General features: G+C 38.8%; 23 protein-coding genes. 14 read left to right on the top strand and 9 right to left on the bottom strand.

Annotated features, from left to right (window positions below):
- The first annotated feature begins 14 nt into the window (after positions 1-14).
- Positions 15-1,016 carry a TerC/Alx family metal homeostasis membrane protein gene (locus DPV92_RS02760; protein WP_111353557.1) on the top strand — a complete coding sequence of 334 codons (1,002 nt, stop codon included), beginning with the start codon at positions 15-17 and terminating at the stop codon, positions 1,014-1,016.
- Positions 1,017-1,045: 29 nt separating this feature from the next.
- On the opposite strand, the gene DPV92_RS02755 is transcribed toward DPV92_RS02760, so the two are convergent.
- The 9 genes from DPV92_RS02755 to DPV92_RS02715 all read right to left on the bottom strand — a co-directional run bounded on the left by DPV92_RS02755 (position 1,046) and on the right by DPV92_RS02715 (position 7,136).
- A complete protein-coding gene (locus DPV92_RS02755) occupies positions 1,046-1,678 on the bottom strand; it encodes a LysE family transporter (RefSeq protein ID WP_111353556.1) in 633 nt (210 codons plus the stop codon).
- A complete protein-coding gene (locus DPV92_RS02750) occupies positions 1,678-2,154 on the bottom strand; it encodes a phosphatidylglycerophosphatase A family protein (RefSeq protein ID WP_111353555.1) in 477 nt (158 codons plus the stop codon). Before DPV92_RS02750 ends, DPV92_RS02755 begins: the two co-directional genes overlap by 1 nt.
- Positions 2,155-2,169: 15 nt before the next feature.
- Positions 2,170-3,132, bottom strand: coding sequence for a thiamine-phosphate kinase (gene thiL, locus DPV92_RS02745; RefSeq protein WP_111353554.1), 963 nt, complete (start codon positions 3,130-3,132; stop codon positions 2,170-2,172).
- A gap of 73 nt (positions 3,133-3,205) precedes the next feature.
- Complete coding sequence (gene nusB, locus DPV92_RS02740; RefSeq protein WP_111353584.1) at positions 3,206-3,640, bottom strand: transcription antitermination factor NusB; 435 nt, start codon at positions 3,638-3,640, stop codon at positions 3,206-3,208.
- 67 nt (positions 3,641-3,707) lie between these two features.
- Positions 3,708-5,003: a type IV pilus secretin PilQ gene (pilQ, locus tag DPV92_RS02735; RefSeq protein ID WP_111353553.1), complete on the bottom strand. Its 1,296-nt coding sequence runs from the start codon at positions 5,001-5,003 to the stop codon at positions 3,708-3,710.
- Positions 5,004-5,020: 17 nt separating this feature from the next.
- Positions 5,021-5,425: a pilus assembly protein PilP gene (locus DPV92_RS02730; protein WP_111353552.1), complete on the bottom strand. Its 405-nt coding sequence runs from the start codon at positions 5,423-5,425 to the stop codon at positions 5,021-5,023.
- Position 5,426: 1 nt separating this feature from the next.
- On the bottom strand, positions 5,427-5,948 hold the full coding sequence (locus tag DPV92_RS02725) for a hypothetical protein (protein ID WP_111353551.1): 522 nt from the start codon (positions 5,946-5,948) through the stop codon (positions 5,427-5,429).
- A gap of 1 nt (position 5,949) precedes the next feature.
- On the bottom strand, positions 5,950-6,471 hold the full coding sequence (locus DPV92_RS02720; protein WP_111353550.1) for a hypothetical protein: 522 nt from the start codon (positions 6,469-6,471) through the stop codon (positions 5,950-5,952).
- Positions 6,462-7,136, bottom strand: coding sequence for a competence protein ComA (locus DPV92_RS02715; RefSeq protein ID WP_111353549.1), 675 nt, complete (start codon positions 7,134-7,136; stop codon positions 6,462-6,464). The genes DPV92_RS02720 and DPV92_RS02715 overlap by 10 nt, the downstream gene beginning before the upstream one ends.
- 141 nt (positions 7,137-7,277) lie before the next feature.
- On the opposite strand from DPV92_RS02715, the gene DPV92_RS02710 reads away from it, so the two are divergent.
- From DPV92_RS02710 to lpxA, 13 genes are all read left to right on the top strand, one after another.
- Positions 7,278-9,875, top strand: a complete 2,598-nt coding sequence (locus DPV92_RS02710) for a penicillin-binding protein 1A (RefSeq protein ID WP_111353548.1) — start codon at positions 7,278-7,280, stop codon at positions 9,873-9,875.
- Between the two features lie 219 nt (positions 9,876-10,094).
- Positions 10,095-10,616 (top strand): shikimate kinase AroK, encoded by a 522-nt coding sequence (aroK, locus tag DPV92_RS02705; RefSeq protein WP_111353547.1) that lies wholly within the window; start codon positions 10,095-10,097, stop codon positions 10,614-10,616.
- Positions 10,617-10,645: 29 nt separating this feature from the next.
- Positions 10,646-11,734: a 3-dehydroquinate synthase gene (aroB, locus tag DPV92_RS02700; RefSeq protein WP_111353546.1), complete on the top strand. Its 1,089-nt coding sequence runs from the start codon at positions 10,646-10,648 to the stop codon at positions 11,732-11,734.
- Between the two features lie 21 nt (positions 11,735-11,755).
- On the top strand, positions 11,756-12,583 hold the full coding sequence (locus tag DPV92_RS02695; protein ID WP_111353545.1) for a Dam family site-specific DNA-(adenine-N6)-methyltransferase: 828 nt from the start codon (positions 11,756-11,758) through the stop codon (positions 12,581-12,583).
- A 189-nt stretch (positions 12,584-12,772) separates the two neighbouring features.
- The gene (thrS, locus tag DPV92_RS02690; protein WP_005710183.1) at positions 12,773-14,704 is read left to right on the top strand and encodes a threonine--tRNA ligase; all 1,932 of its coding nucleotides are present in this window, start codon (positions 12,773-12,775) and stop codon (positions 14,702-14,704) included.
- 170 nt (positions 14,705-14,874) lie between these two features.
- Positions 14,875-15,591, top strand: a complete 717-nt coding sequence (gene uppS / locus DPV92_RS02685) for a polyprenyl diphosphate synthase (protein ID WP_005710306.1) — start codon at positions 14,875-14,877, stop codon at positions 15,589-15,591.
- Between the two features lie 25 nt (positions 15,592-15,616).
- On the top strand, positions 15,617-16,486 hold the full coding sequence (locus tag DPV92_RS02680; protein WP_111353544.1) for a phosphatidate cytidylyltransferase: 870 nt from the start codon (positions 15,617-15,619) through the stop codon (positions 16,484-16,486).
- Positions 16,487-16,498: 12 nt separating this feature from the next.
- Positions 16,499-17,830 carry an RIP metalloprotease RseP gene (gene rseP, locus DPV92_RS02675; RefSeq protein WP_111353543.1) on the top strand — a complete coding sequence of 444 codons (1,332 nt, stop codon included), beginning with the start codon at positions 16,499-16,501 and terminating at the stop codon, positions 17,828-17,830.
- A gap of 53 nt (positions 17,831-17,883) precedes the next feature.
- Complete coding sequence (gene bamA / locus DPV92_RS02670) at positions 17,884-20,268, top strand: outer membrane protein assembly factor BamA (RefSeq protein ID WP_111353542.1); 2,385 nt, start codon at positions 17,884-17,886, stop codon at positions 20,266-20,268.
- A 75-nt stretch (positions 20,269-20,343) separates the two neighbouring features.
- Positions 20,344-21,114: an OmpH family outer membrane protein gene (locus DPV92_RS02665; RefSeq protein WP_111353541.1), complete on the top strand. Its 771-nt coding sequence runs from the start codon at positions 20,344-20,346 to the stop codon at positions 21,112-21,114.
- Complete coding sequence (lpxD, locus tag DPV92_RS02660) at positions 21,114-22,139, top strand: UDP-3-O-(3-hydroxymyristoyl)glucosamine N-acyltransferase (RefSeq protein WP_111353540.1); 1,026 nt, start codon at positions 21,114-21,116, stop codon at positions 22,137-22,139. The genes DPV92_RS02665 and lpxD overlap by 1 nt, the downstream gene beginning before the upstream one ends.
- Positions 22,140-22,176: 37 nt before the next feature.
- Entirely contained in the window at positions 22,177-22,641 is a 465-nt protein-coding gene (gene fabZ / locus DPV92_RS02655; RefSeq protein WP_005710285.1) for a 3-hydroxyacyl-ACP dehydratase FabZ, read from the top strand.
- Between the two features lie 25 nt (positions 22,642-22,666).
- Positions 22,667-23,461 (top strand): acyl-ACP--UDP-N-acetylglucosamine O-acyltransferase, encoded by a 795-nt coding sequence (gene lpxA / locus DPV92_RS02650; RefSeq protein ID WP_111353539.1) that lies wholly within the window; start codon positions 22,667-22,669, stop codon positions 23,459-23,461.
- Positions 23,462-23,470 lie beyond the last annotated feature (9 nt).

Here is a 23,470-nt window from a genome sequence, read left to right as displayed (position 1 = left end):
TTTTTGTAGGTTATATGGCACACTTTGGTTTTCCTTTAGAAACAATTATTGTCTTTTTTACGGTAATTTTTTTTTCCATTTATATGGATTTAGTTGCCCATAAAAATAGCGAAGAAATTACAGTAAAAAATGCGGCAATGTGGTCGTTATTTTGGATTTCATTAGCTGTTGCATTTTACGTTTATTTATATATTCGTTTTGATGCTTCTTGGGCGGATTTATATTTAGCAGGCTATGTTTTAGAAAAAAGTTTATCAATTGATAACTTAATGGTCTTTGTGGCTATTTTTGCCTCGTTTGGTATTACAGGTAAATTGCAACATCGCATCTTATATTGGGGCATTTTAGGGGCATTAGTATTCCGTGCGATTTTCGTGGTGCTTGGTACAGGCTTATTCGCGGCAAGCCCTTGGGTTGGCTTCATTTTCGCATTGTTCGTACTCTGGAGTGGCTGGAAAATGCTGACTACTAAAGACGAGGCAGAAGAAGAAATTGAAGATTATACAAACCATTGGAGCGTGCGTTGGATTGGTAAAATGATGCCTGTGCTACCGAAATTACACGGTGACAATTTCTTCGTTAAACACGCCGAATTAAAAGCGGAAGAGCTCGCAAATGTAACCCGCAAAGGCTTACGTTATGCAACGCCTGCATTTTTATGTTTAATCGCAATTGAAACCTCCGATGTTGCTTTTGCGTTTGATTCAGTGCCAGCCGTGATTGCCGTAACACAAGAACCGCTCTTAGTTTATGCAGCAATGATTTTTGCTATTCTTGGTTTGCGTAGCCTCTATTTTATTTTGGCGGCGCTTACAAAATATTTAGTTCATTTAGAAAAGTCAGTGATTGCATTATTATTCTTTATCGGTTTTAAAATGGGAGTTCAATCTTGGAACCACGCCGTATTCGATACGGGTTTCCATATTTCGCCAAACACCAGCTTATTTATTGTTTTAGGTGTGTTATTTATTGGTGTGATTGCTTCTCTTATTTTTCCAGAGAAAAAGCGTAGATAATAAAATGGGCGTACATTACGCCCATTATTCTATAAAATTACCGCTAAATGCGTTATCCCCTCATAAATCAGTTTTAATCCAAATCCGATAAAAATTACTCCAGCAGCATTATCAATATAGCGGCTGTTTTTTGCATAAATTTTGCGAATTGGTTTACGCGAAAATAATAATGCGACTAAATAGAAATAGATAAAGGTTAAAAAAACAAATAAAAACAGCAATTCAAAAAGCTGATAAGTTTCAGTAAATTGGTCTAAAAATGCGGAAATAACGCTAGTAAAATAAACGCCCGCTTTAGCATTCATTATGTTGATCATTAAACCTTTGCGAATTTCTATGATGGCGTTTAATTCTAATAAATCAGTCTTTTCTTCACTAAATTTTGCATTATCCTTCACCCGAACCATTTTCGAGCCTAAATAAGCTAAATAACCGCCACCTAATAACATAATTGCATATTGCAACACATTCCCTACGCTATGTTTTAACCACGCTAAGCCGAAAATTGCAAAAGCTGCCCAAAAGATAATCCCCATTGCAATTCCAACCGAAGCTAAAATGCCTGCTCTGGTTGAGTGGCTTGCGGATTGACGAACTACATAAAAGAAATCAGGACCAGGGCTTGCAAGTCCAACAAGATGAATAAATAAAATAGTGAGCATTAAATAATCCAATAAATCAAATGTAATGAAATTAAAGCAAAAATGGCGGCAAGAATATCATCTACCATAATACCTAAGCCACTTTCTAATTTTTCATCAAAATAACGAATTGGATAAGGTTTTAAAATATCAAAAATACGGAAGCTTATAAAAGTAAAAATATAAGTAAACCAATTATATTCAGGTAAAAAGGCGAACATTAAAAATATTGCGACAATTTCATCCCAAACTATTCTTCCATCATCGTGTACGCCTAAATCATTGCTCATTTTTTGGCAAAGATAGCAGCCAAAAATAAAAGAAATAACGGCAAGAAAAATAAAAAATAGGTTTGATTGGGTTATATTCCAAAGCAAAATAGAAAGCATTAAGCCTGCAAGCGTGCCCCAAGTGCCTGGTGCAGGCTTTAATAAGCCTGAGCCGAATCCGACTGCTAAAAAATGTACGGGATTTTTTAAGTTAATTTTTTTATCCATTCCTTTTCCTTTGCTTTAGCTAAAATGGTCAAAACCAATATGGGTAGGTAAAGCCATTTTTTTGCCATTTTTAAGTAAATTTAAACCGCTTGTTGCAGGGAGAATTTGACCGATGCAGGTTACTTTTATCCCTTGCGAACGTAAAACTTGCTCCATCTCTTCGCGTTTTTCTTCGCTGACAGTAAAGCAAAGTTCATAATCTTCGCCCCCCGTTAAAGCAAATTTTTCCGCTTGTGTTTGTTCGTATTGGGTGCATAAATGGTGTGAAAGCGGTAGATTTTCGAGATAAATTTCCGCGCCAACTTGACTACGTTCTAAAATATGCCCCAGATCAGCAAGTAATCCATCAGAAATATCCAATGCACAACAAGAAAATGCACGAAGGGCTAAACCGAGTTCGACACGAGGCGTTGGGTGCAGATGGCGTTGAATGAAATAGCGGTCAGATTCGTTCTCTATTTTGCGATTTTGTAAAAGTAAATCGAGCCCTGCCGCACTATCACCCAAAAAGCCAGAAACAAAGATCCAATCGCCCACTTTGGCTTGGTGGCGGAATAAACCTTGATTTTCAGGCAAAAAACCTTGAGCAGTAAGGGTAATCGAAAGCGGTCCTTTAGTGGTATCGCCCCCAATTAAACTCATGCTATAGCGATCTAAAATAGCAAACAAGCTTTGGCTAAATTCAGCTAACCATGCTTCTTTGATTTCGGGTAAGGTGAGTGCAAGCGACACCCAAGTAGGCGTTGCTCCCATCGCGGCTAAGTCGCTTAAGTTTACTGCAACGCTTTTATAAGCTAAGGCGGCAGGAGAAATCGAAGGTAAGAAATGCGTGCCTTCCACTAAGGTATCTGTGGTAATCGCAAGTTGGTAGCCTGCGGAGATGCTGGTAATCGCACAATCATCGCCCACCGATAAGATTACCTCATTTTGCAAACTTTTTCGCGAAAAATACCGCTTGATCAGATCAAATTCGCCCATTTTGTTCTCTCAAATAATTATTCTCAAAATGAAAAAAAGCGAGACTTTGCTCGCTTTAAAATAAGTAGATAAATTATTTCCGTCCAAGTGCTGGTGCTAATTTATCTAAGATTCCGTTGATGTATTTGTGACTGTCGTCTGAACCGAATGCTTTTGCTACTTCAATCGCTTCGTTAATCACCACTTTGTATGGGGTATCTTGTTCAAAATGTAATTCATAAGCCGCCATACGTAAAATACTACGTTCAATTAAATCGACATTTTCTTCGTTACGATCTAAAAACGGACGAAGTGAAGCATCAATCTCTTCAATATTTGCTACAGTGCCGCGTAATAAACGGGTAAATAATGCACGATCAACTTGACCTGTGCTTTCAGGATCTTCAGATGCAAAATTATCGGTTTGGAAAACTAATTCAATTTGTTCTACGCTATTTTGCGAAATTGCCCAAGAATATAATGCTTGAACCGCACACTCTCTTGCACGGCGTCGAGGAGAAAGTTTCATATAACCTCTAGTTAATTCGATAATCAAAAATGTTGCCGAATTGTAGCATAATTTCGTGATACTTTCTTTATCGTTTTGGGCTTTTTTCTTTCGTTTTTGAGAAATCCACTGCGACATCTTTTGATTGTACAATGTAAGGCGTTACAAAAATTACTAATTCGCGTTTGTTAATTTGATCTTTTTGATAGCTAAACAACCGCTTGAGAAACGGAATTGAACCAAGCACAGGGATTTTATCGTTATCTTTTGATTTCAAATGTTGAAACACCCCGCCAAGCACAATGGTTTCACCGTGTTTGGCGAATACTTGTGTGTTCAATTCTTGTTTATCAATTGCAATTGCCGTATTGCCCGAATTGGCATTACCGACCGATTGCCCTTGCGAATTTTGAGTCACGATTAAATCCATTAAAATCTGATTATTTTCTGAAATATGCGGCGTCACCTCTAAGCCTAAAACTGCTTCTTTAAAGGAAATATCGTAGGTTTCCGATTTGCGATCATAAATCGCATAAGGAATTTCTGTGCCTTGTTTGATGCTTGCCAATTTTTTGTTGGTCGTCAGCAAACGCGGGCTTGCAATAATTTCTACACTGTTTTCTTGCTCAAGGGCAGAGAGTTCTAAATCCAACAATTTGGAATTGATAGAAGCGACTTGTAAGGTGGCTGAAGCTCCTGCAACCACGGGGAAGTTCACGTTTAAATTCTGCACTCGCCCTCCATTTCTTGCTACTTCTTCGATACTACTATCTGCGGAGAACATTCCCCAACGCACGCCAAGTTCCTGCAAATTTTTGCTGCTGATGGTGACAATGCGAGCTTCAATGGCAATTTGTTCGGTTGGTTTATCTAGCTCTTTAATTAAAGCTAACGTATTTTTAATGGAAGCTACATTTTCTTTAATAATTAAGCTATTGCTTCGCTCATCAAAGTGAATATAACCGCCATCATTTAAAAATGAGCCACTGCCTTTAGTAAGCGAATCAATGACTTCTGAGGCTTTAGCATATTTTAATTTCACCGTACGAGTAACTAATTGTAGCTTTTGTTCTTCATCAAGAGGCTTTATTTTTTCGTTTAAATCCTCTTTTGTTTTTTCACTAATATAATAGATACCATTTTCTTGTTGAATATTGAGTTTATTGATTTTGGCAATGCTTTTTAAAATTGCATCAAACTGGCCATTTTCAATGCGAATATTGCTTTTGCTTTCAATATCTTGATGCAATACAATATTTTTATCCATTTCACTGGCTAAATAAGAGACAACTTCAGCTGTCGGAGCATCTTTTAACACGAGCGAAATTTGGTTTGCTAATAGCGAGAGCGGGAAAATTGAAAATAATAATATCCACTTTTTCATAAATAACCTTTTGAAAATTAAAGTTTTAATGTAATTTGATAAGGTGTGTTGCAATCATCAGTTAACCCCCAATTGATATATTTCACCGCTTTGGTGCTAATTTCTCTGATTTGAATGGTTTTATCTTTAATAAAATCATCTTGAGCAAAATCAAAAATTTGATTACTTTTATCAATAAATAATGCTTTTGTTGTGTTGTTATATTTCAATACACCGACTAATTTCAGATCTTCAAATTCAATAGGGATATTGACAATATTGGCATTTTCAGGCAGTTCACAAGCAGTTTTTTTTGCTCTCTTTTTTGCAATCGTTGCTTTTGCTATATTCTCTTTTTCTTGTTCTTTTCCATAAAAAGGATCCGCAATACTATGTGTTGTATAAGATAGAAAGCAAAATAGCAGTAATAAATATTTTTTCATTTTATTTTTCCATTAGCTGTAAAGTCGCATTTAATTGTATTAAGTTTTTATAATCTAAACGGGTTAAGGTGATTTCTTTATAAAATAGAAAATCGAGTTGATTTAATTCCGAAATGATTTCAAATAAAGATTTTGCTTTTTGTATAATCGTAATATGCAGTAATTTATCCTGATCTAATTCCCACTGCATTCCACTGATTTCTGCATCATATTGATGAAAAAGCGTCTCCAGCTGTTGATTCACTTTTGTCGGTGTGAGTTTTGTATTATTGGTATCGCCTTTTTCAGCTAATTTTTCTGTTAAAGATTGTGCTTTATTTTCAATCTCCATATTTAGTGTATTAAGCTTATGTGCGTTATCTGCAATCTTTTGTGAAATATTGACCGATTGAATAAGCGGATAAAAAAGCAGAATAACCGCTAAAGTAATGGCAATCTGAAAAAAGTATTGATTGAGTTTACTCAATAACTGATAACCAACTTTATCTGGGTTAAAATAATAGTAAGAAATACGTTTTTTCATATTATTTATTTTCTTTATAGACAATAATGCTAAAATCTGCTTTTGCTTTATTATTACTTTGTAAATATTCAATATTGACGCTAAAACCACTCTCTTTAAAGAAATTTTCTAACTCTTCAAAATCTTGCTGATGTTGATAACTGCCAGCAATTTTTAGCTTTAAGCCTTGATCGACATAAAATCGAATAACGCTAATTCCTGCACTTTTTACAGGTAATTCTTCTAATAAATTAACCAAATTGTTTAGCTCCTCTTTTCTTAATACTTTTGTGTAGTTAATCGGTAGTGGTGTAAGGTTTGTTAAACTTTGCTCAATTTGTGATAGCTGTTCTTGTTGTTCGATGAACTGTTGTGTAATCGCTGCAAGTTCACGCTTACTGTTTTCTTGGTAAAATTTTAAACATAATAATAATCCGATAAGGCAAAGAAATATAATTAGTAGCTTAAATATATTTTTTGTAGTTTTGTCTGACCAACTTTTCTGTAATGATGGACTTAAATTGATATTTCTTTTTATTTCCACAAGCAAGCCCCTAATGCAAGAATATATAGCTCTTTAGAAACGACATTTTCTGGCAAAGTTAAATCATTCAGGCTTAAATAATTTTCGTTACATTCGTTTTGAATACTTAATTCAGTTAATTTAAATGTAAAAAATTTCTCTTTAAATGCATAATTTTGTCCATTTTGAGGTAGCGATTGCATAAAAAAATGAAATCCTCTTTGCCAACATTGCAACTCACAATCTAAAACGGTGTCCATATCCAGCAATAACTGTTCGGCAAAACGTTTTCTCAGTGCATAAATAATAATTTGAGTAACTTTTTGGGCTTTATGAGGCAAGGTTTGATAATCAAAATAGACCTCATCTATCGAAATAGGAAGCTCTTGTTTGATAGTTTGAATTACTTGGCGAAAAATCGTTTCTTTATCTACATTTATAGGTTGAATCAGATATTTCCGCCAAATATAGTGATATGGTACAGGGCGAATAATCTGCTTCTTTTTGCCTGAAAAACCGGAAATTGTTGCTAAAATCTCGGTTAAAGCGGTCGATTTTGGATAAAAATTTACAATAGGTTGTTCTTGCACTAAATAAGCAATACAGTAGTGGGTTTCATCTTCTGCAATGCCGATTGGCAAGTCTTCTTGTTGTTTTTTGGGAAAAAATTTTGTAAGCAATGACATAAAAAAATCCTTCATTTGCTGACCAAAAAAATTACATTTGCTTGACACTTTTAGCCATTTTTTCGTTTATACTTAGCCAGTTTTACGCCAACATTATTGGTGATTTAATTTATTTGTCATTTAGGAAAAGAGATTTTTTCGATGAAGATCGCAAAAATAATATTTAGTGCTTTACTTACTCTGCTAATTGTGGCAGGCCTTGTAGGCGTTATTGCCTACATTCATATTCGTGAAAGTTTGCCTGATGTTTCAACGCTTAAAACCGTTGAGCTGCAACGGCCAATGCAAATTTTTACCTCTGATGGGAAGCTGATTGGTGAGGTGGGGGAAGAGCGTCGTATTCCAGTGAAATTAGCGGAAATTCCACAACCGTTAATCGATGCTATTTTGGCAACGGAAGATAGCCGTTTTTATGAGCATAAAGGGGTCGATCCAAAAGGGATTATGCGCGCACTTTATCGCTCTAGCCAAGGCGATACGCAAGGGGCGAGTACTATTACTCAGCAGCTTGCGCGTAACTTTTTCTTAACACCTGAGCGTAATATTGAGCGAAAAATCAAAGAGGCTATTCTTGCTCTTGAGATTGAGAAAGTATTAACTAAAGATGAGATTTTAGAGCTTTATTTGAATAAAATTTATCTAGGCTATCGCTCTTATGGTGTTGCGGCGGCAGCTAAAACCTATTTTGGTAAAACACTTGATGAGCTCACTTTAGGGGAAATGGCGATTATTGCAGGCTTACCAAAAGCACCTTCAACAATGAACCCTATTTATTCAGTCAAACGTGCAACAGACCGACGCAATGTTGTGCTTGGTCGTATGCTTGAAGTAGGAAAAATTACCAAAGCACAGTATGAAACCTCGAAAAAAGAAGAGGTGAAATCTGCATATTATGGCGCAGTGTTAGATTTTAGGGCTGATTATGTGACCGAGATGGTTCGCCAAGAGATGGTAAAACGTTATGGCGAAGACGTCGCTTATAATAAGGGCTTTAAAGTGTATGCTACCGTGGTGTCTGATGACCAAAAAGCCGCGCAAGATGCTCTGCGTAATAACTTGATCCAATACGACCGTCGTCACGGCTGGCGTGGTGCTGCAAAACTTTGGACAGGAAAGACCGCTTGGGATGATGAGGCTATTATTGATTACCTTAGTAAATTGCCGAACTCTGAGCCATTTACAGGTGTGGTGGTCACGGCGGTAAATAAAAATAGCTATACGCTGATGTTGCCAAGTGGTGATAAAACCGAGATGAAAAAAGCGAATGCGACTTTCGGTAAACAGATTAAATTGAATGCTGGCGATCTCATTTGGGTAAGCAAGGGAAAAAATGGCGAATGGATGTTAGGACAGATTCCTGAAGTCAATTCAGCTTTAGTGTCGCTTAACAGTGATAACGGTGCTATTGAAGCGGTTGTGGGTGGTTTTAGTTTTGAGCAAAGCCGTTTTAACCGTGCAACGCAATCTCTTGTGCAAGTGGGTTCTTCAATTAAGCCATTTATTTATGCTGCAGCAATGAATAAAGGCCTGAGCTTATCGAGCACGATTAGCGATGATCCGATTACCATTACCAAACGTGGTCAAAAACCGTGGACGCCCAAAAATGCGGATGGGCGTTACGAGGGGCAACTTCGTATGCGTGTCGCATTAGGTAAGTCAAAAAATATGGTATCAATCCGAATTCTACAAATGGCGGGAATTGACTATGTTGCAGGCTATTTAGAACGTTTTGGTTTTAAGCGAGATCAATTCGTTGCAACAGAAGCGTTGGCTCTGGGGGCTGCTTCATTTACGCCACTTGAAATGGCACGTGCTTATGCAGTATTTGATAATGGCGGTTTCTTAATTGAACCTTATATTATTGAGCGTATTGAAGATAGCCAAGGGAATGAGCTGTTTAAAGCCAATCCGCCAATTGCATGTATAGAATGTAATAACCTTCCACTTACTTATGCTGAACCAGAGCAATTTGACGGCGTGAAAATTCACGATGAAGAGCAATTCTTTCGCTCATTGAAAGCGAATGAAACAGTGAATGTAACGGATACGGCAATTGATACAGCAGAAGAAACGACGTCAGATAGCGAAGAACCTGTGCTCGACACAGTTATTCGAGAAAATGGCCCTGATTTAATGAGCAATGTGCAAAATCAAGCAGGTCAAACGATTTATGCACCACGTGTAATGAAGCCTGAAATTGCATTCTTGATGCGTAGTGCGTTAAATAGTGCAATTTATGGCGAACAAGGGCAAGGTTGGCGAGGCACAAGTCGTTCGCTTGCCAATGATTTCAAACGTAAAGATATTGGCGGAAAAACAGGGACAACGAATCAATCTAAAGTGACTTGGTATGCTGGGTTTGGTTCAAACATTGTAACAACGGTTTACGTGGGTTTTGATGACAATAAACGGGTTTTAGGTAAAGGAGAGTCAGGTGCTCGAACTGCAATGCCAGCGTGGCGCGATTATATGAAAGTTGCTCTGGCGGATAAAAAAGATCGCATACTTCCAAAACCAACTAATATTGTGGAAGCTAAAATTGATGCCGCCAGTGGTTTCTTAGGTAGCCAATTAACCGAGTACTTTATTAAGGGTACAGAACCAACCAAAAAATTTGTGGTAGAGCAAGGTATTCCAGGCGAAGAATCAGGTAATCCTCGTGATGCCGGTGGTGGTATACGTTTGGGCTTACCACCGAAAGGGATTCTCTCTTCGCCATCAGGTGCTGAATTATTCTAGTCTATAAATAAATTCAGCGATTAGATTGCTAAAGGTTGAAATTAGGTGTGATTTCTTGAGATAATCGTACTTAACTATTTTTAGGCGATTTGTGGTGCTTTCTTAAAATTGAATAAAAGATTTTGTTATCTTTTTCAAAAAACAGACCGCTTGTTTTTACAAGCGGTCATTTTTTCAACCCAAATCACAATGTTAAACTAATTTTTCAATGAGAATAAAATGGCAGAAAAACGTAATATTTTCTTAATTGGTCCTATGGGCGCAGGCAAAAGCACAATCGGTCGCCAATTAGCACAGATGCTCGGAATGGAATTTATGGATTCAGATTCTGTGATTGAAGAGCGTGCAGGGGCAGATATTGATTGGATTTTTGATGTAGAGGGGGAAGCGGGTTTCCGTAAACGTGAAGAGCGTATTATTAATGAATTAACCCAAGGACAAGGCGTGGTACTTTCAACGGGCGGTGGCTCAATTCTCTCTAAAGAGAACCGTAATGTGCTTTCTGCTCGTGGGATTGTCATTTATCTTGAAACAACCGTAGACAAGCAGTTTGAGCGTACTCAGCGTGATAAAAAACGACCTCTTTTACAAAATGATGATCCACGTAAAACGCTTGAAGAACTAGCAAAAATCCGCAACCCACTTTATGAAGAAATTGCAGATATTACTCTTCAAACTGATGATCAAGCGGCAAAATTAGTTGCGACAAATATCATCGAAATGATCGATAATCTGCAATAAAAACAACAATAAAAAATAAGGTGAACACAATGTTGCAAGTTAATGTAGAACTTAAAGAACGCCGTTATCCAATTCGGATTGCGGCAGGTTTATTAAGTGAACCTAATAGTTATGCCCCATTAAAAGCGGGTGATAAGGTGATGATTGTATCAAACCCAACCATTGCACCACATTATCTTGCAACGGTGGAAAAAGCCCTAACTAAGCTTGGCTGTAGCGTAGATTCTGTTTTGATTCCTGATGGTGAAAAATACAAAAATTTAGAATCGCTGAACCTCATTTTTACCGCTTTGCTTGAAAAAAACCACAACCGAGATACCACCCTTATTGCATTAGGTGGCGGTGTGATTGGCGATGTGGCGGGTTATGCAGCAGCTTCTTACCAACGCGGCATTCGTTTCATCCAAATCCCAACCACTTTATTAGCTCAAGTCGATTCTTCTGTGGGTGGAAAAACAGCGGTAAACCATCCTCTTGGCAAAAATATGATTGGGGCATTCTATCAACCCGTTTCCGTTATTATTGATATCAACACTTTACACACGCTTGCTAAACGCGAAGTGAGTGCCGGTTTGGCGGAAGTGATTAAATACGGTGCGATCTTTGATGAGCAATTCTTTGCGTGGTTAGAAGAGAATGTCGATAAACTGGTTGCGTTAGATCAACAAGCACTCGAATATTGTATTCAACGCTGCTGTCAGTTAAAAGCAGATGTTGTTGCACGTGATGAAACCGAAAAAGGCGATCGTGCTTTGCTTAATTTAGGCCATACATTTGGGCACGCCATTGAAGCACATATGGGCTATGGCAGCTGGTTACACGGCGAAGGCGTAGCAGTAGGAATGCTTGAAGCAGCTGAGCTTTCTCGTATCTTGGGTAATATTTCGGAATCTGATGTTGCTCGCCTTGAAAAACTGATTGCTCGCGCTGTATTACCAACCATCTCGCCAGATGGTATGCAGCCGCAAGAATACTTACCTTATATGTGGAGAGATAAGAAAGTATTAGCGGGTAAACTCCGTTTAATCTTATTAAAAGCACTTGGCAAAGCTTATGTGACTTCAGAAGTAACCGAAGAACAAGTGCTTGCAGCGATTGAAAAATTTACCCAAAAATAGACCGCTTACTGAATAAATCCTATGCAGGAAAAACAACGAGCCTTTTTAAAATGGGCGGGCGGAAAATATCGCCTTGCTCAAGCCATTTCAGACCACTTGCCCCCAAGCATTCCGCAGGGGGCTTGTTTCGTTGAGCCCTTTGTTGGCGCAGGCTCGGTGTTTTTAAATATGGATTTTGAACGCTATTTATTGGCGGATATCAACCCTGATCTAATCAATCTATTCAATGCTGTTAAAAATGATGTTGAGCGTTATATTCAGCACGCCCAAGCACTTTTTTCGCACGAAAAAGCGAATAGCAAGGCGTTCTATTTAGAACGTAGAGCAGAATTTAATGCCTCAAAAGACGAATTTCAACGCTCTGTGCTTTTCCTCTATCTAAACCGTTTTGGTTTCAACGGTTTATGCCGTTACAACCAAAAACGAGGCTATAACGTGCCTTTCGGTCGCTATAAAACGCACTATTTCCCCGAAAAAGAGCTTTGTTTTTTTGCTGAGAAAGCCCAAAAAGCGGAATTTATCTGTGCCGATTTCGAGCAAGTTTTTAACCGCTTGCAAAAGCAACCCGATCAATATGTAGTCTATTGCGATCCACCTTATGCTCCATTGCAACAAGATACTAATTTCACCCAATACGCAGGTGGCGGCTTTAGCCTTGAACAACAAAAAAGGTTAGCTGATTTAGCTCGAGAAATAGATTCTCCTGTGCTGATTTCAAACCACGATACGGAATTTACTCGTAAAATTTACCAAGGTGCAAAATTCAAAACCTTACAGGTTAATCGCTCAATAGGGCAGAAGAGTGAGTCACGAGGAAAAGTGTCGGAGTTGCTGGCTTTATTTGGATAGTGTAGTGGTTATTTTTTGTAACTAATTATGCTAGAATACCCTCGCTCTTATTCCCCATTAGTACGGGAAATAATGCGCATTGCAAATCAGACTAAGAAATTGACCGCTTGCAAGCGGTTTTTTCTTTCAAAATTTTTTCAAATTTAACAAGTAGCCTGTCGTATGGGTTACCACTGTAAGGATAAAAAAATGCCAATTATTACTTTACCAGATGGCTCACAACGCCAATTTGACAATCCTATTTCTGTTTTAGAGGTTGCCCAATCTATCGGTGCGGGTCTTGCCAAAGCGACTATCGCGGGTCGTGTAAACGGTGAACGCCGTGATGCGTGCGATATTATCGATCAAGATGCAACATTAGAAATCATTACCGCAAAAGATGAAGACGGTTTAGAAATTATCCGCCACTCTTGTGCTCACTTGCTTGGTCATGCTATCAAACAATTATTCCCAGACGTGAAAATGGCAATCGGTCCAACGATTGAAAACGGCTTCTATTACGACGTGGATTTAGATCGCTCTTTAACCCAAGAAGATATTGATGAGATTGAAAAACGTATGCTTGAGTTGGCAAAAACCAACTATGATGTAGTGAAAAAACGTGTGAGCTGGCAAGAAGCACGCGACACCTTCGAGCAACGTGGCGAGCCATACAAAATGGCAATTTTAGATGAGAACATCGAACGCACAGCAACGCCTGCGTTATATCATCACCAAGAATATATTGATATGTGCCGTGGCCCACATGTGCCAAATATGCGTTTCTGCCACCACTTCAAACTTCAAAAAGTGGCGGGAGCTTACTGGCGTGGCGATAGCAAAAATAAAATGCTACAACGTATTTACGGCACAGCTTGGGCTGATAAAAAACAATTAGCCGAATATTTACAACGCTTAGAAGAAGCAGCAAAACGTGACCACCGTAAAATCGGTAAAGCGTTAGACTTATACCATATGCAAGAAGAAGCACCAGGTATGGTATTCTGGCATAATGACGGTTGGACAATTTTCCGTGAACTTGAAACCTTCGTACGTACCAAGTTAAAAGAGTATGATTACCAAGAGGTGAAAGGTCCGTTTATGATGGATCGCGTGTTATGGGAAAGAACTGGTCACTGGCAAAACTATGCTGATTTAATGTTCACGACGCAATCTGAAAACCGTGAATATGCGATTAAACCAATGAACTGTCCAGGACACGTTCAGATTTTCAATCAAGGCTTGAAATCTTACCGCGACTTACCAATCCGTATGGCAGAATTCGGTTCTTGCCACCGTAATGAGCCATCAGGTTCTTTACACGGCTTGATGCGTGTGCGTGGATTCACCCAGGATGATGCCCACATTTTCTGTACCGAAGATCAAATCGAATCTGAAGTAACTAGCTGCATCCGTATGGTTTACGATATTTACAGTACTTTCGGCTTTACGAACATTGCTGTGAAACTTTCAACTCGTCCTGAAAACCGCATCGGTTCAGATGAAATGTGGGATCGTGCTGAAGCAGGCTTAGCCGCAGCATTAGCACACAACGGTTTAGAATATGAAATTCAAGAAGGTGAAGGTGCATTCTATGGTCCGAAAATTGAGTTCGCCTTGCGCGACTGCTTAGGTCGTGAATGGCAATGTGGTACGGTGCAATTAGACTTTGCATTACCAGGCCGCTTAGATGCTTCTTATGTGGCGGAAGACAATAGTCGTCGCACACCAGTGATGATTCACCGTGCAATTTTAGGCTCAATCGAACGTTTTATCGGTATCATCACCGAAGAATATGCTGGCTTCTTCCCAGCCTGGTTAGCCCCAACTCAAGCCGTGGTAATGAACATCACCGACAGCCAGGCGGACTACGTTCAACAAGTAGTGAAAACCTTATCTGACGCAGGTTTACGCGTTAAAGCCGATCTTCGCAACGAAAAAGTCGGTTTCAAAATACGCGAACACACCTTACGTCGCGTGCCATATATGCTCGTGTGTGGTGATAAAGAGATCTCAGAAGGTAAAATCGCGGTACGTACCCGTAAAGGTGCAGATTTAGGCACATTCAAGGTCGAAGAATTTGCTGAAATCTTGAAAAACCAAGTGCGTGGTCGTGAGCTTAAATTGCTAAATGAAGAATAGCGAAGAATAATAAGTAATATATCATTGAAAAAGCACCGCTTGTTGGCGGTGCTTTTTTATAGAAAGATAATTTTTAATTCATATAGTGAGTTTACTTTTCCCTTACTGGAAGAAATGGCGAGACTGTGATATAGTTATCGCCATTTTGATTATGGGTAAATATAGAAATGATGGCGAGTTTTGATCCTCAAAATATGCCTCAGCACGTTGCGATTATTATGGATGGCAATGGGCGTTGGGCAAAACAACAAGGCAAATTGCGGGTGTTTGGTCACCAAAATGGGGTGAAAGCGGTGCGATCTGCGGTAAGTTTTGCAGCAAAATATGGGATCAAGGTTTTGACGCTCTATGCATTTAGCAGTGAGAATTGGAGTCGTCCTGAAACGGAAGTTTCTGCATTGATGACGCTATTTATGACGGCGCTTAATTCTGAAGTAAAAAAGCTCTATAAAAATAATATTCAGCTAAAAGTAATTGGCGATACATCTCGTTTTAGTGAAAGTTTACAGAAGAAAATTAGAGAATCAGAAGAGTTAACTTCTCAAAATACAGGCTTGATTTTAAATGTTGCAGCGAATTATGGTGGCTATTGGGATATTACTCAAGCTGCTCAAAAAATGGCAGTTAAAGTCAAATTAGGTGAATTGGTGGTTGATCAAATTACGCCTGAGCTGTTTGAAAAAGCCTTAGTTACCGAAGAACAACCACAAGTCGATTTGCTGATTCGCACTAGCGGTGAACAACGGATTAGTAACTTCTTACTCTGGCAAATTGCGTATGCAGAACTCTTTTTTACGCCTGTTTTGTGGCCGGATTTTGATGATAATGTCTTTGGCGAAGCGATTATCGCTTATCAGAAACGCACTCGCCGTTTTGGTGGTTGCTAAAAAAGAATAAGAAAGGAATAAAAAAATGCTAAAAGAACGTGTACTTTCTGCGATTGTTATGATTATTGTGGCGTTAGCTGCGATTTTCTGGTTGCCTCCATTGGCATTTACGATTGCCCTTTCGGCATTAGTGGTGCTTGGTATGTGGGAATGGGCACAATTTGCAGGTTTTAAAAGCCAAATGTCGCGTGTGGTTGTGGCGGGGGCGACAACTTGTATTCTCTTGTTGTTGATTGTGGCGAATACAGACTATATTAGTGCTGCTCGCTTTATTACCGATGCAAATGCGATTGTATTATTTATTGCTTGTGCTTGGTGGGTTATTGCTTTTGGATTAGTCGTTACCTATCCAAATTCTGCCAAGCTATGGGAAAAATCAGTTGTAGCGAAACTCTTATTTGCACTTTGCACGCTTTTCCCATTCCTTATTGGATTATTAGCGATTCGCTTTAATAACTATAGTGTAAATGCTTATCAAGGTACTTATTTATTACTTTATGTATTCTTGCTCGTTTGGGGCGCGGATTCAGGTGCTTATTTCTTTGGTCGTGCTTTGGGTAAATATAAATTGGCGCCAAGAGTGTCACCAGGTAAATCTTGGGAAGGAGCATTAGGTGGTTTATTTACTTCAGGCGTGATTGCCTTTGTGTTCTTGCAAGCAACACCAGATGATGTTTTTGGGCGTGCTTTAGAAACTGTGCCATTTATTGTGGTGTCTGTTGCGACAGTAGCGATTTCTGTGTTAGGTGATTTAGCCGAAAGTATGTTTAAACGCCAAGCGGGCATTAAAGATAGCAGTAATCTAATTCCAGGACACGGTGGTATTTTAGATCGTGTTGATAGCTTAACGGCAGCGATTCCGTTCTTTGCTACGATGTTTTTCTTTGTGCTTTAATTTAGGTAAAGAATGAGCTCCATTATTTCATTTTTTATTTTAATCTGCGTACTCGTGTTTGTGCACGAGTATGGGCATTTCTGGGCCGCTCGCCGCTGTGGTGTTAAAGTCATTCGTTTTTCAATTGGCTTTGGCAAGGTGCTCTTTCGTAAAAAAGATAAACACGGCACAGAATTTGCGTTTTCACTCATTCCGCTTGGTGGTTATGTGCAGATGTGGAATGGTGAATCTGAAGTCAATGAGCAGAAAATTGATGCCCCAATTTTGCAATCTTTATCAAAAAAATCACCGCTTCAACGTGTCTTTATTATCAGCGCGGGGCCTATTGCTAATTTTATTTTTGCGGTGATTACTTATTGGGCAGTTTTCATTAGTGGGATTCCAACTCTTAAGCCCGTTGTTGGGCAAGTGATCCCCAATTCAATAGCAGCTCAAGCAAATTTACCCGTTGAATTTGAGATCAAACAGGTAGCAGGGAAAAACGTTTTGGATTGGGAAGAAGTAAGTCTTGCGTTAATTGACAATCTAGGAGCAGAACGTGTAGAAGTTGTGGGCTCAAATATTGATGAAGATCATCCGCAACGTTTCTATCTCAATTTAACGGATTGGAAAGTTGATAGTACGAAAGAGAGCCCACTAATCAGTTTAGGGATACGTCCTAAAAATACAGTGATTAAATCTGAGATTGCTCAAGTTTTACCTCATTCACCTGCTGAAAAAGCAGGGTTAAAAGCACAAGATAAAATTTTAACGGTAAATCATCAGCCATTTGATTGGCAAAATTTAGTTAAAACGGTGCAAACAGGGCAGCCAATTACGCTTGAAATCGAAAGCTCAAACCAACAAAAACAAGCGGTTGAAATTATGCCTGAAAAGCAAAAGGATCGTTATGTTATTGGTATTACGCCAACTTATGAAGGCATTGGTGAGAAATATCAGACGGTGCTAGAGTATGATATGCTCACGGCAATCGGCAAAAGTGTAGATAAGGTCGGCTCTCTTATTTATAGCATTTTCCAGTTTATTGGGAATTTAATCACAGGCGAGTTGTCTTTGAACAATATGAGTGGCCCGGTTTCGATGGCGAAAGGTGCTGCCGCTACTGCTGCAATAGGTTGGGTGTATTATCTCAGTTTTATGGCATTAATTAGCGTGAATTTAGGTGTGATGAACCTCTTTCCTATCCTGCCTTTAGATGGTGGGCAACTACTTTTATTAGCGTTAGAGGCGATAAAACGAAAACCTGTTTCAGAGAAATTTCAGCTACGTTTTCAACAGCTTGGAATGCTCTTTGTGTTATCGCTGATGGCATTTGCGTTCATCAATGATGTTATTCATTTTTAAACCAGCGGTGTAAATCGCTGACTCTTTTACAAAACTTTCATAGGATAATTTCAATGAAAAAATTATTGCTTTCTTCTCTTTTAATTGCCAATGGTGTGATGGCTGCACCATTTGTAGTAAAAGATATTCGTGTTGATGGTGTACAGCCTGAAACGGGCGAAGCGATCATTTCAGCTTTACCTGTTCGTGTCGGTCAAACAGCAACAGATGCTGATGTGGCGAATGTTGTAAGAAGTCTTTTCATTCAAAATCGTTACCAAGATGTGCGCGCAGCACGTGAAGGCAATACGTTAGTTATTAAAGTGGCAGAGCGCCCTTTAATCAATACCGTAGATATTGAGGGTAATGGTGCAATCCCTAAAGATGCATTAGAGCAAAATTTAAAAGCTAATTTAATTGCGAAAGGTGAAGTTTTTGATGCGCAAAAATTAGAATCTTTCAAACAAGGTTTGATTGAACATTATCACTCTATTGGTCGTTATACCGCAACCATTGATACGATTACTACCCGAGCAGAAAATGGTGGAATTAATGTTAAATTAGACATTAAAGAAGGTGATGTAGCATACGTAAAACACATCAATTTCGAAGGTAATCACGCATTTAGCTCAAAAGAACTAACTAAACAGCTTGATATTCAACCAGATGTTTCTTGGTTTAATATTTTTGCAAGTAGTAAGTTTGAATCCCAAGCATACGCAAAAGATTTAGACACAATCCGTGATTTCTATATGAACCGTGGTTATGCAAAATTTGCTTTAACCGGTACGGATGTGAAATTTACTGATGATAAAAAAGAAGTAGATTTAACCTATCAGGTATCAGAAGGTGAACAGTATAAAGTAAGCGATGTGCGTATTATTGGTAACACTGCCAATTTAGGTAACCAACTCAACGCATTGTTAAAAGATTACCAAACGGGCGATCTTTTCCGCAAAGATGATTTATTGAAAATTGAGGAAGCAATCAAACAAAAATTAGGTGAGAATGGTTTTGGCTCAGCACAAGTCGATCTCTATCCGAAATTTGATGAAGATGAGAAAACTGTTCAAGTCAATTTTGTTGTTGAAGCTGGTCCGCGTGTATATGTACGTAAAATTCGCTTTGAAGGCAATAATGTTACCGCTGATTCAACATTGCGTCGTGAAATGCGTCAGCAAGAAGGTGCTTGGTTATCCACTACTGCGGCATCGCTTGGTAAATCACGTTTAGAAAGAACTGGTTTCTATGAAAGCGTTGATATGCAAATGCCTGCGGTGCCAAATACAACTGACCAAGTGGATTTAGTGTATGCGATTAAAGAGCGTAATACTGGTAGCATCAACTTCGGTATTGGTTACGGTACAGAAAGCGGTATCAGTTATCAAGCAGGTATCAAACAAGATAACTTCTTGGGAATGGGCTCAACGATTAGCTTAAATGGTACGCGTAACGATTATGGTACAAGTGTTGCTTTAGGCTATACCGAACCATACTTCACAAAAGATGGGGTAAGTTTAGGTGGTAATGTCTTCTTCGAAGATTACGATAACTCAAAAAATGACAACGTTTCTTCGTATAAACGCCGCAGTTATGGGGCGAATGTAAACCTAGGCTTTCCTGTAAATGAATATAACTCATTCTATACGGGTTTAGGTTATACACACGATAGCTTAAGCAATGTACAACGTGAGTTTACGCGTGAAAAATACGTTCGCTCAATGAGTTTCCCTTTAGTGGGCGATGACCCAAGCCGTTACGGTAAAATGAAAGCGGACGATTTCGATTTCTCATTTGGTTGGAATTACAACAGCTTAAACCGTGGTTATTTCCCAACGGAAGGAGCAAGTGCAAGTATTGGTGGTAAAGTAACAATTCCTGGTTCAGATAATAAATACTATCGTTTGAATGCAGATTTCGCGAAATATATTCCATTAAACCGCGAACATAAATGGGTGCTTTCAACTCGTGCAAGTTTAGGTTATACCAACGGTTTTGGAGGTAAAGAAGTGCCGTTCTATCAACTGTACACCGCAGGTGGTATTGGTACAATTCGCGGTTTCGCGTATGGTGCTATTGGTCCTAAAGCAATTTATTGGAATAGAGATGCGGGTAACTTTACCTCAGCAAGTAATGATGTTATTGGTGGTAATACGATTGCAACGGCAAATCTTGAGTTAATTACACCAACACCATTTATTGCCGATAAATTCCAGCACAATGTTCGCACATCATTGTTTGTTGATGCAGCAAGCGTGTGGAATACTAAATGGAAAAAATTGGATTACCCGACTTTACCAGATTTTGGCGATTACAAACGAGTGAGAGCCTCTGCTGGCGTGGCATTCCAATGGATGTCACCAATTGGTCCACTCTCTTTCTCATATGCGAAACCAATCAAAAAATATGAGAATGATGAAGTGGAACAATTCCAATTTAATATCGGTAGTACATTCTAGTTATGATAAGCGGTTGATTTAGTAAAATAATTTGCAAATTTGACCGCTTTCATTCGTTTAAATTAAGGATAAAAAATGAAAAAGTTATTTAAAATCAGTGCATTAAGTGCTTTACTTGCAACTTCAGCTGTAGCGAATGCAGCAGATACTATCGGTTTTGTTGATCCTGGTTATGTGATGCAGAACCATCCAGTTCTTCTTGATGCTTCAATTAAATTTGAAAATTTTATGAAAGAAAATCAGGCTAAATTTGCTGATGAAGATAAAAAATTAGCAGAAGAAAATAAAAAATTAACAGCTGAGCGTGATGCATTAAATATTGATGCAAAAAATCTTCAAAAAGAACAAGCAACCGTTGAAGCGACATTGAAAAAAGAGGTTGCTCAATTAGAGAAGGATGCACCGCGTTTACGTGCTAAAGAGATCCAAGCTCGCCAAGCAAAAATTGAAGGCAAAGCAAAAGCTTTTGAAAACAAAGTGGCTGAAATTCAAAAACGTGAACAAGAGTTTGCGAAAAAAGCAGAAGATTTCCAAAAACGTGCGGATGCTTTCCAACAAAAAATTGAAGATGCAAATAAAAATAGTGGTGGTTTAAATCCTCAAGAAGCACAAAAAACTGCGATTGATGAAGTGAATGCAACTATTAAAGAAGTAGCAAAAGCGAAAGGTTATACCTTAATTCTTCAACCACAAGCTGCACTTTACGCTGAAGATGAAAGCAAAGATATCACTGAAGCTGTGTTAGATGCAATTAAAGCAAAACATCCAGAAATTAAATTGCCAGAAGCACCTAAAGCAGATGCAACAAAAACTGAGCAAGCTAAACCAGAAGAAGCGAAAAAATAATGGCTACTTTCCGTTTAATTGAATTAGCGGAGCATATCGGTGGTACTGTTAGAGGTAACACCGATTTGCCTATTCAAAGTATCGCTGCTTTAGACAAGGCAAATGGCTCGCAAATTACCTTTATTTCTAATGCAAAATATCGAGAAAATTTAACCGCTTGCCAAGCGGGAGCGATTATTGTGAACGAAGACGATGTTCCGTATTGTCGAGAAGATCAAAATATTGTGATCGTTGCTAATCCTTATTTGGCTTATGCCTTACTCGCTCAATATATGGACAGCACCCCCAAAGCGGCTTCTAATATTCATCCAAGTGCGGTGATTTCGCCTGAAGCAAAATTAGGGCTGAATGTATCGGTTGGTGCGAATGCGGTGATTGAAGCAGGAGTGGAACTTGGTGATGATGTTGTGATTGGAGCTGGTTGTTTTGTAGGGCAAAATAGCCAAATCGGGACAGGCACTCAACTTTGGGCGAATGTATCAGTTTATCATCAAGTGAAAATTGGGGAACATTGTTTAATCCAATCTTCTGCCGTGATTGGCTCAGATGGTTTCGGTTATGCTAATGATAAAGGGCAATGGATAAAGATCCCACAAACAGGTGGTGTTATTATTGGTAACCATGTGGAAATTGGGGCTTGTACTTGTATTGACCGTGGTGCACTTGATCCGACTGTGATTGAAGATAATGTGATTATAGATAATCTTTGCCAAATTGCTCATAATGTTCACATTGGTTATGGCACAGCGGTTGCAGGTGGTGTCATTATGGCAGGTAGTTTAAAAGTTGGGCGTTTCTGCCAAATTGGTGGGGCAAGCGTGTTAAATGGTCATATGGAAATTTGTGATGGAGCAATTATTACAGGTATGAGTATGATTATGAAGCCAATTACCGAGAAAGGTATTTATTCTTCGGGGATTCCTGCTCAAACAAATAAACAATGGCGTAAAACGGCAGCTTTAACAATGAATATTGATAAAATCAATGAGCGTGTGAAAGCATTAGAAAAAAAATTAGCTGAATAAACTGAATTTAATCAAATTGATAGAGGTCTTTTAAATAATGACAATTGAGATTCAAGAAAATAGAGAACCAAAGGTAATTGAAGTCACGGAAATTATGGATATGCTACCGCATCGCTATCCATTCCTTTTAGTCGATCGTGTAACAGACTATGAAGAAGGTAAATGGTTAAGAGCAGTAAAAAATGTGAGTGTTAATGAGCCTTGCTTTACAGGTCATTTCCCACAAAAACCGATTTTCCCTGGCGTATTAATTTTAGAGGCAATGGCTCAAGCAACGGGTATTTTGGCCGTGGCGAGCTATGGCAAAATGAAAGAGGGCGAGCTTTATTATTTTGCTGCAATTGATAATGCACGCTTTAAACGCCCTGTTGTGCCAGGTGATCAGCTAGTTTTAGAAGTGGAATTTCTAACAGAAAAACGTGGTATTACCAAATTTACAGGTAAAGCTTATGTAGATGGTAAATTGGCTTGTGAAGCAGACTTAATGTGTGCAAGAAAATAACCCAAATTAGGAAGGGGAGTTTATTATGCGTTTAATTGATTCAACTGCAAAAATCAGCCCATTAGCGATTGTAGAAGAAGGTGCCCAAATTGGCGCTCACGTTGAAATCGGACCATTTTCAGTTATCGGTAAAGATGTCAAAATAGGGGCGAGAACCAAAATTCATTCGCACGTGGTGATCAACGGCATTACTGAGATTGGTGAAGATAACCATATTTTCCAATTCGCGAGTATTGGTGAAATTAACCAAGATTTAAAATATCAAGGCGAGCCGACTAAAACGATCATCGGTGATCGTAATCGTATCCGCGAAAGCGTGACCATTCACCGTGGCACTGTGCAGGGTGGTGGCATAACGCGTGTTGGAAACGATAATTTATTTATGATTAACTGCCACATTGCTCACGATTGTAGCATTGGTAACCGTTGTATCATTGCAAACAACGGTACGCTTGCAGGGCATGTGACGTTAGATGATTTTGTAATTGTAGGTGGAATGTCTGCGATTCACCAATTTGCTGTGATCGGTTCGCACGTGATGCTTGGCGGTGGTTCAATGGTTAGCCAAGATGTACCTCCTTATGTGATGGCACAAGGTAACCACGCTCGCCCATTCGGTATTAACTTTGAAGGCTTAAAACGTCGTGGTTTTGATAAACCAGCAATGCACGCGATTCGAGCTGCTTATAAGTTAATCTACACGTCAAGCAAAACGGTAGAAGAAATTTTACCAGAATTAGAAGAAATGGCGTTAAAAGAGCCTGTGGTTGCGGTTTATCTTGATTTCTTCAAGCGCTCAACACGTGGCATTATTCGTTAATTTTTAGTG

This window comes from Pseudohaemophilus paraphrohaemolyticus (genome assembly GCF_003253115.1).
GTDB lineage: Bacteria > Pseudomonadota > Gammaproteobacteria > Enterobacterales > Pasteurellaceae > Haemophilus_A > Haemophilus_A paraphrohaemolyticus_A.
The sequence above is the reverse complement of the archived record's forward strand: the minus strand, read 5'-3'. Positions and strand labels throughout refer to the sequence as shown.

What these genes read in the sequence shown, in the direction of transcription:
- lpxA (WP_111353539.1), top strand. Translation starts at nt 22,667, where the DNA reads ATGCGTTTAATTGATTCAACTGCAAAAATCAGCCCATTAGCGATTGTA.
- thiL (WP_111353554.1), bottom strand. Translation starts at nt 3,132, where the DNA reads ATGGGCGAATTTGATCTGATCAAGCGGTATTTTTCGCGAAAAAGTTTG.
- aroB (WP_111353546.1), top strand. Translation starts at nt 10,646, where the DNA reads ATGTTGCAAGTTAATGTAGAACTTAAAGAACGCCGTTATCCAATTCGG.
- DPV92_RS02725 (WP_111353551.1), bottom strand. Translation starts at nt 5,948, where the DNA reads ATGAAAAAACGTATTTCTTACTATTATTTTAACCCAGATAAAGTTGGT.
- DPV92_RS02710 (WP_111353548.1), top strand. Translation starts at nt 7,278, where the DNA reads ATGAAGATCGCAAAAATAATATTTAGTGCTTTACTTACTCTGCTAATT.
- pilQ (WP_111353553.1), bottom strand. Translation starts at nt 5,003, where the DNA reads ATGAAAAAGTGGATATTATTATTTTCAATTTTCCCGCTCTCGCTATTA.
- fabZ (WP_005710285.1), top strand. Translation starts at nt 22,177, where the DNA reads ATGACAATTGAGATTCAAGAAAATAGAGAACCAAAGGTAATTGAAGTC.
- uppS (WP_005710306.1), top strand. Translation starts at nt 14,875, where the DNA reads ATGGCGAGTTTTGATCCTCAAAATATGCCTCAGCACGTTGCGATTATT.
- nusB (WP_111353584.1), bottom strand. Translation starts at nt 3,640, where the DNA reads ATGAAACTTTCTCCTCGACGCCGTGCAAGAGAGTGTGCGGTTCAAGCA.
- DPV92_RS02750 (WP_111353555.1), bottom strand. Translation starts at nt 2,154, where the DNA reads ATGGATAAAAAAATTAACTTAAAAAATCCCGTACATTTTTTAGCAGTC.
- DPV92_RS02715 (WP_111353549.1), bottom strand. Translation starts at nt 7,136, where the DNA reads ATGTCATTGCTTACAAAATTTTTTCCCAAAAAACAACAAGAAGACTTG.
- DPV92_RS02755 (WP_111353556.1), bottom strand. Translation starts at nt 1,678, where the DNA reads ATGCTCACTATTTTATTTATTCATCTTGTTGGACTTGCAAGCCCTGGT.
- rseP (WP_111353543.1), top strand. Translation starts at nt 16,499, where the DNA reads ATGAGCTCCATTATTTCATTTTTTATTTTAATCTGCGTACTCGTGTTT.
- lpxD (WP_111353540.1), top strand. Translation starts at nt 21,114, where the DNA reads ATGGCTACTTTCCGTTTAATTGAATTAGCGGAGCATATCGGTGGTACT.
- DPV92_RS02665 (WP_111353541.1), top strand. Translation starts at nt 20,344, where the DNA reads ATGAAAAAGTTATTTAAAATCAGTGCATTAAGTGCTTTACTTGCAACT.
- bamA (WP_111353542.1), top strand. Translation starts at nt 17,884, where the DNA reads ATGAAAAAATTATTGCTTTCTTCTCTTTTAATTGCCAATGGTGTGATG.
- DPV92_RS02760 (WP_111353557.1), top strand. Translation starts at nt 15, where the DNA reads ATGGCACACTTTGGTTTTCCTTTAGAAACAATTATTGTCTTTTTTACG.
- thrS (WP_005710183.1), top strand. Translation starts at nt 12,773, where the DNA reads ATGCCAATTATTACTTTACCAGATGGCTCACAACGCCAATTTGACAAT.
- DPV92_RS02680 (WP_111353544.1), top strand. Translation starts at nt 15,617, where the DNA reads ATGCTAAAAGAACGTGTACTTTCTGCGATTGTTATGATTATTGTGGCG.
- DPV92_RS02730 (WP_111353552.1), bottom strand. Translation starts at nt 5,425, where the DNA reads ATGAAAAAATATTTATTACTGCTATTTTGCTTTCTATCTTATACAACA.
- DPV92_RS02695 (WP_111353545.1), top strand. Translation starts at nt 11,756, where the DNA reads ATGCAGGAAAAACAACGAGCCTTTTTAAAATGGGCGGGCGGAAAATAT.
- aroK (WP_111353547.1), top strand. Translation starts at nt 10,095, where the DNA reads ATGGCAGAAAAACGTAATATTTTCTTAATTGGTCCTATGGGCGCAGGC.